Consider the following 1,031-nt stretch of genomic DNA (forward strand, 5'->3'; position numbering starts at 1 on the left):
CTAGACGATCTATTCCAAGGGGTGCGGGGCAGCGAACAAGAGCGAGGGTGTCCATGATCGACGTTGCTGAGCAACGATGACCCTGGAGGCCACGTGCACGTCGATCGGGACACCCTCGCCACCGCACTCTACGTGAAGATCGACGATGAGTTGAAGGCGTCACCCCAGCTCAACCGGTGGCGACCAGCGGTCGGTATCGCTCCGAAGATCACCGATGCGGAGTTGATCACCCTCGCGGTGTTGCAGTCCGTGCTGGGCTACCACAAGGAAGCCCAGTGGATCCGATACGCCCGCAAGAACCTGCTCCACCTGTTTCCCGACCTGCCCAAACAGCCCGGATACAACAAGCGACTACGGACCCTGACCTCGCAGATCACCCACTTCATCCGGCTGCTGACCTTGGACACCGACCTCTGGCAGCACCCGGTGCGCATCGCCGACTCCACCCCCGTGGAATGCGGACGCTCCCGCGAGACCGTCAAACGCTCTGACCTGGCCGGATGGGCCAGCTACGGCTACTGCGCCTCCCACTCCCGCCGCTTCTGGGGACTGCGCCTACACCTGGTCACCACCGTGCACGGACTACCGGTCGCGTTCGCCCTGACCACCGCCAAGACCGATGAACGCGAGGTCCTCGTCGACCTGTTCGACCTGGACAACGGCCTGTTGACCCACCCCGACGGGCTGATCCTGATCGTCGACAAGGGCTACCGCGACGCCGCCACCGAGAAGCAACTGGCCGAACGCGGCGTCACCATGATCCGCCCCGCCTACCGCACCGAACCGCCACGCCCCGGACGGGCACTGCTACGCGCCCTGCGCCAGAGCATCGAGTCGGTCAACCAAACCTTCAAAGGCCAACTCGACCTCGAACGACACGGCGGACGGACCCCCGCCGGCGTGGCCGTACGCGTCTTGCAACGCATCCTCGCACTCACCGCCGTGATCTGGCACAACTGGCACACCAACCAGCCAGTCCTACGGTCCCTGACCGCATACGACCACTGACCCCCTTGGAATAGATCGTCTAG

Annotated in this window: 1 protein-coding gene; it reads left to right on the forward strand. The window is 64.4% G+C overall.

The window, feature by feature from the left end:
* Nucleotides 1–93 precede the first annotated feature (93 nt).
* The gene (locus tag ACLQ24_RS29800) at nucleotides 94–1,008 is read left to right on the forward strand and encodes an IS982 family transposase (protein ID WP_425895066.1); all 915 of its coding nucleotides are present in this window, start codon (nucleotides 94–96) and stop codon (nucleotides 1,006–1,008) included.
* Nucleotides 1,009–1,031: the final 23 nt, after the last annotated feature.

This window comes from Micromonospora sp. DT4 (genome assembly GCF_049841675.1).
In the GTDB taxonomy this organism is placed as follows: Bacteria; Actinomycetota; Actinomycetes; order Mycobacteriales; family Micromonosporaceae; genus Micromonospora.